General features: G+C 41.0%; 6 protein-coding genes. 4 read left to right on the forward strand and 2 right to left on the reverse strand.

All coding sequences use genetic code 11. The features are described from left to right. Nucleotides 1-682: tRNA sulfurtransferase (locus E7Z79_RS09065; RefSeq protein WP_303739619.1), on the forward strand; the 682-nt coding region annotated here is incomplete at its 5' end. 109 nt (nucleotides 683-791) lie between these two features. Further along, on the forward strand, nucleotides 792-1,889 hold the full coding sequence (gene fbp, locus E7Z79_RS09070) for a fructose-1,6-bisphosphate aldolase/phosphatase (protein ID WP_303739620.1): 1,098 nt from the start codon (nucleotides 792-794) through the stop codon (nucleotides 1,887-1,889). Nucleotides 1,890-1,944: 55 nt separating this feature from the next. Here fbp and E7Z79_RS09075 read toward each other — a convergent pair whose 3' ends face one another. After that, nucleotides 1,945-2,937, reverse strand: coding sequence for a hypothetical protein (locus tag E7Z79_RS09075; RefSeq protein ID WP_303739621.1), 993 nt, complete (start codon nucleotides 2,935-2,937; stop codon nucleotides 1,945-1,947). A 115-nt stretch (nucleotides 2,938-3,052) separates the two neighbouring features. Next, nucleotides 3,053-3,328 carry a DUF3781 domain-containing protein gene (locus tag E7Z79_RS09080; RefSeq protein WP_303739622.1) on the reverse strand — a complete coding sequence of 92 codons (276 nt, stop codon included), beginning with the start codon at nucleotides 3,326-3,328 and terminating at the stop codon, nucleotides 3,053-3,055. A 37-nt stretch (nucleotides 3,329-3,365) separates the two neighbouring features. On the opposite strand from E7Z79_RS09080, the gene E7Z79_RS09085 reads away from it, so the two are divergent. Continuing rightward, nucleotides 3,366-4,475, forward strand: a complete 1,110-nt coding sequence (locus E7Z79_RS09085; protein ID WP_303739623.1) for an ABC transporter permease — start codon at nucleotides 3,366-3,368, stop codon at nucleotides 4,473-4,475. A 9-nt stretch (nucleotides 4,476-4,484) separates the two neighbouring features. Continuing rightward, a partial coding sequence (locus E7Z79_RS09090; protein WP_303739624.1) for an ABC transporter ATP-binding protein occupies nucleotides 4,485-5,060 on the forward strand: 576 nt, incomplete at its 3' end.

A 5,060-nucleotide genomic window follows, 5' to 3' on the forward strand; every position in this document is an offset into this window, starting at 1 on the left:
CATCTATCATGAGAAAATCCGGGGTCCGGGCGGACTGCCTCTGGGAACGCAGGGAAAGGTTGTGGTGCTTCTCTCAAGCGGAATAGACTCTCCCGTAGCGGCATACATGATGATGAAGAGAGGATGCGATGTCGTGGCGCTTCACTGCAACAACGATCCTTTTTCAGGTCCGAAGGTCACAGAGCTCTTCAATCACTTGGTTGACCAGCTGAACATCTACGCCAAGGGAAATCCTATCCAGAAACGCATAATAGATTACGGCGAATACCTGCAGGCGGCCAAGGACAACGCCCCTGAAAAGATGACCTGTGTTCTGTGCAAATCAGGAATGTATCACATAGCAGAAAAGTTGGCCCAAAAATTGGGTGCGGATGCAATAGTCGACGGAAGCAGCGTAGGGCAGGTCGCATCACAGACACTTTCCAATATCCTGGCCACAAGATACGGCGTCGACATGCCGATACTCTCACCGCTGATAGGCCTTGACAAGGAGGAAATCACAGCAATCGCAAAGGAAATCGGAACATTTGAAATCTCCAAAATTGATGACGGGGGATGCAGTGCTGTTCCGAAATACCCTGAAACCCGTGCGGATTTAAAGCGCGTGAAAGAGGCATGCGAAGCAATGAACCAGGATGTCGAAATCGAAAAGGCATTTGAGAAAATCAGAAAACTTGATTAGGTTTTCACTTTCCACTTTTTTTTAAAATTAACATAATAATTAAATAGTATACAAATCAAAAATAATAAATGACTAGTAAATAATAATTTACTAATTCGAGGTATTTAAAATGAAAACTACAGTTAGTGTAATTAAAGCTGATATCGGAAGTGTGTCAGGACACTGTGTCGCACACCCAGAATTAATGGATATTTGTGATGAAGTTTTAAACGAAGCTTTAGAAGCAGGTATCATAAAAGATTACTATATCTCCCGTTGCGGAGACGACATAGACTTAATCATGACCCACGACAAAGGGGAAGAAAACGAAGAAGTTCACAAAACCGCATATGACGCATTCATGAAAGCTACCGAAAGGGCTCGTGAATTGAAATTATACGGTGCAGGTCAAGACCTGTTATCCGATACCTTCTCCGGTAACATCAAAGGTATGGGTCCTGGTGTTGCAGAATTTGAATTTGAAGAAAGGCCATCCGACCCTGTTTTAGTGTTCTGCTGTGACAAAACCGAACCTGGTGCATTCAACTTGCCAGTATTCAGAATGTTTGCAGACCCATTCAACACTGCAGGTCTTGTAATCGACCCATCATTACACGATGGATTCAAATTTGAAGTATTCGATGTAATCGAACACAGAAAAGTTATCTTAAACTGTCCTGAAGAAATGTACGACTTGCTCGCATTAATCGGTTCCACCGGAAGATACGTAATCAAAAGAGTATGGAAGAAAAACGGTGAAATCGCAGCTGCAATAAGTACCGAAAGATTAAACTTAATGGCTGGAGAATACGTCGGTAAAGACGACCCAGTATGTATCGTAAGAGCACAATCTGGTTTCCCTGCTAACGGTGAATGTGTAGATCCATTTGCATTCCCACACATGGTAAGCGGATGGATGAGAGGATCCCACAACGGTCCAATGATGCCTGTATCCGAAGCAGAAGCAAACCCAATCAGATTCGACGGACCACCTAGAGTAGTGGGATTAGGTTTCCAAATTGCTAACGGTGAATTGATTGGTCCTGTAGACCTATTTGATGACCCTGCATTCGACCCAACCCGTGAACAAGCTGCTAAAATCGCAACTTACATCAGAAGACACGGTCCATTCGAACCTCACAGATTGCCTGCTGAAGAAATGGAATACACTTCACTTCCTGGTGTAATGGAAAAATTAGAATCCAGATTTGAAGACATGGATGATTAGATTTAAAGAGATTTACAAATCTCTTCTTTTTTTACTTTTTTTTAAAATTATAAAGCTATTTTTTGAACTCTTCAAGGAATTCTCTAAACTGGTCTGCAAACATTGAGTAGTCATCTTTATAGACAAAATCCTCGGCATCAAAAAGTGTGATTTTAATATTTTCTATTTTGTCCTTAAGGGGATATGCGTCGAATTCGGGAGAGTAATAGACGTCATCCTTAGTGGAGGTAATCCAGGTCTTTGCCTTGATATTGGATAACTTGTCTTCAACATCATAGTTTAATACAGCGTCATTCCTATATTTTAAATCATAGATATCTCTGGACATTCCGTCATCAATGAAAGTATCCATTAATATATCAATTTCCTCTTGAGAAAAATTTTGAAATGCTTTTCTCGATAAATATTGTGAATAAATCAGCAAATTAACCGAGGACAAGATTTTAGTTATGTTTTTATCATAACTGCCATCCATATAATTGTCTGATGAAAGGATTACGCTTTCTATGCATTTTGAGATGATATATCGATAATTGCTTGTTTTATAGGCACTGTTTCCAATCAGTAGAAATTCCATTTCATCGGGATATTCGCATCCCCAGGTATATGCTTCATATCCTCCGATTCCAGCACCAATGATGCCAAGCACCTTTGTTATATTGAATGCGTCAGCTAAAAATTTCCTTTTAAAATCCACACGATCTTTAATGGTGTATTTCGGAAAATCAGTTTTCAGATTTGTTGTAGATGGAGAACATGATTCCGGATAACCTAGAGATGTAATGGATATGTAAAAATAGTTAAAGTCTGCCAATTCGCTTTCAGGACCTATTAGTTGGTGTAAATTTCCAATTGAGAGGCAGTTTTCATTAAATCTATGGCAATAGATAATTGCATTGGTTACATTGCCGTTTTCGTCATATTTTGGAGTTCCTCTGGTGGTGTACTCCACCTCAACATCCTGAAGGATCTTTCCGTTAGCGAATTCAAACTCCTCTAAAACATGTTTTCTATATCCTAACTTTGATTTGTCAATCATGTCTCTCATAATTAATGGTATGTTTTGCAATAATATATTATTTTGTCTAATATATATTACTTTTAAGATGATGGCCTTTAAAAGTTAGGAATTCTAATTAGAAAGGAATAATCAAAATTCGGTATTATTTCTTATGGGCAGTGATTATTGTAAAGCTGCTGGAATTAACTGTTATGATGCAGTCGTCAACATCAACGTAGTAATTTTTCCCTTCTTTGCTAACAGTTGAATTTTCCTGTTTCAATTTGGAAATGCAGTAGCCTACAGGCTCTTCATCAATTCCCAGATTTTTCTGAATCCTTCCAATGCCCATTTCGGTTGTGTGGATTTTTTCAACGTTTTCTAAAAGTGCTTTTTTGTGCATTTCATCACCTTGCTTTTGCATCTTGACCGATGCCATGATTAGTTATTTATATATTACTCTACTATTTAGTATTATGTCATTTTTAAAATTCATTCTTAAAAATCCATTCAGGAGAAAGAACAGTGCAATTCTGGCTATTGTGGGCATTGCAATAGGCATCATTGTCATTGTGGCTCTTGGCGGAATCACAAACGGTCTTGTAAATACATTTGAAGACACAATTCATGCGGGAGGTGCTGATTTCCAGATTTCAGGAAAGGAAACCGGTGATTCAGCATATGGAACAGATACAATTGATGCGTCCTGGACAGATAGGATAGGGAATGTTTCCGGAGTGGATGAGGTCTATCCGATTTATGTCGTCATGACACCGATAGGCGATGATTTCAGGAACCTGCTCATAGGCATCGATCCTGCAGGAACAACAATGGCTGATATCTCAATGAAAGAGGGCAGGATATTTGAAGACGATGCCGACGAGGTGATTCTTGGTGAGATATATGCCGAGGATAATGATTACAAGGTTGGAGACAATATCGAAGTGGACGGCAAGGACTTTGAGGTTGTGGGGATATATGAAACCGGAGACTCAAACATGGCCGGAGGAGTCTTCACATCAATTTCAAAGGTCGGGGAAATAATGGACGATGAGGATTCCATTTCAAACATCTACGTCAAGGTCGAAAAGGGTGAGGACGCACAGGAAGTTGCCGACAGGATTGATGAAAAATATGGCGATAACATCACCACAATCACATCAATCATGGAAATGGAGCAGATGGCGGACATGCTCAACATGCTTCAGGCATCAACCTGGGCAATATCCCTTCTCGCCATTATAGTTGGCGGTTTGGGCATCATCAATACGATGCTGATGAGCGTGTTTGAAAGGACAAGGGAAATCGGTGTTCTCAAGGCTGTCGGATGGTCAAACAAAAGGATTCTTGGAATGATTGTCGGCGAATCAATAGTGATCACGCTGGTTTCAGCGGTCATCGGGTCAGTTGTCGGATTTTTGGCATGCACTCTATTGGGCCCTCAAATGGGAATAGAGCCGCTGTTCACACCAAAAATATTCATTCAGGCATTTGCAATAGCAATCATTGTCGGAATAGTTGGTGGGCTGTATCCTGCAATCAAGGCGGTCAAGCTGCCTCCGACAGAAGCGTTGAGGTACGAGTGAGGTGAAATCATGAATGCGGTAGAAATAAACGGATTATATAAAAGCTATGAGGGCGGAAAAATCAAGGCGCTGAACGGCATAAACCTCACAATTGAAGATGGTGAATTCGTATCCATCATCGGTCCGTCAGGTTCAGGCAAGTCAACATTGCTCAATATGCTTGGGGCACTTGACGTTCCGGATTCAGGTTCCATCACTGTTGCCGGCCAGGACCTTGCAACCTCCAGGAAATTAAATGAGTTCAGGGCGGAAAGGATTGGATTCATTTTCCAGCTGCACAATCTGATTCCGAACATTTCCGTTGCGGAAAACATTGAAATTCCAATGTATACACAAAAATTATCCTCCAAGGAGATGAGGTCAAGGGCACTGAAGCTGCTGGATGATGTCGGTCTTAGGGACAAGGCAGACATGAAGCCAAATAAATTGTCCGGTGGTGAGCGCCAAAGGGTGGCCATCGCCCGTGCACTTGCCAACAACCCATCAATTATATTGGCGGATGAACCAACAGGATCACTGGATTCAAAGACAAGTAGCAAAATCCTTAAGCAACTAATCGATTTGCACGAAGAGAAGAATGTAACA

Origin of the sequence: Methanobrevibacter thaueri (genome assembly GCF_015062905.1) — an archaeon.
GTDB lineage: Archaea > Methanobacteriota > Methanobacteria > Methanobacteriales > Methanobacteriaceae > Methanocatella > Methanocatella thaueri_A.